Below are 616 nucleotides of genomic sequence, written 5' to 3' on the forward strand. Positions count from 1 at the left end.
GCCTCGATGTCGTACGGGCTCGCGGCAATCGCCTGCGCCAGCAGCGCGCCATCGAACATCGCCAGGTTCGCGCCCTCGCCTGACGGAATCATCAGATGCGCCGCGTCGCCCAGCAGGGTCACGCCCGGCACGCGATCCCAGCGATGCGCGCTCGGCAGCGAATACAGCGGCCGTGCCACCGGCGCCGAATCACCCGCCGTGATCAGGGCCGTCAACGCCGGCGCCCAGCCCTCGAATTCACCGGCAACGGCAGCCCGCGCCGCCGCCGAATCGGAGAAATCGATCGCCTCGATCCACTCGCGAGGCTTGTTCAAGGCCACATAGGCATGCAACACCCCCGCCGGTTCGCGATGCGCGAAGATGCCCCGGCCCGGCGCCAGCGCGAACAGCGCGCCGCCGCCCACGGCCGCCGCGCTCGCAGGATGGCGCGCATCGCTATCGAGCAGGTAGGTTTCGACGAAGCTCGTGCTCGTGTACTCCGGCTTCGCGTCCGACAACAACGCACGCACCCTGGACCACGCGCCGTCGGCACCCACCAGCAGATCGCAGCTCGCCTGCGTGCCGTTGGCGAAGCGCATCCGATGCCGGCCTCCATCAATCGGCACCACCTCGCTCA

1 protein-coding gene is annotated in these 616 nt (G+C 69.6%); it reads right to left on the minus strand.

Going from position 1 to position 616, the window contains the following annotated elements; genetic code table 11:
* On the minus strand, positions 1 to 578 hold a 578-nt coding region (locus FQ755_RS04220; RefSeq protein WP_260858290.1), incomplete at its 3' end, for an FAD-dependent oxidoreductase.
* Between the last annotated feature and the right edge of the window lie 38 nt (positions 579 to 616).

The organism is Paraburkholderia sp. BCC1885 (assembly GCF_900996235.1).
Lineage (GTDB): Bacteria > Pseudomonadota > Gammaproteobacteria > Burkholderiales > Burkholderiaceae > Paraburkholderia.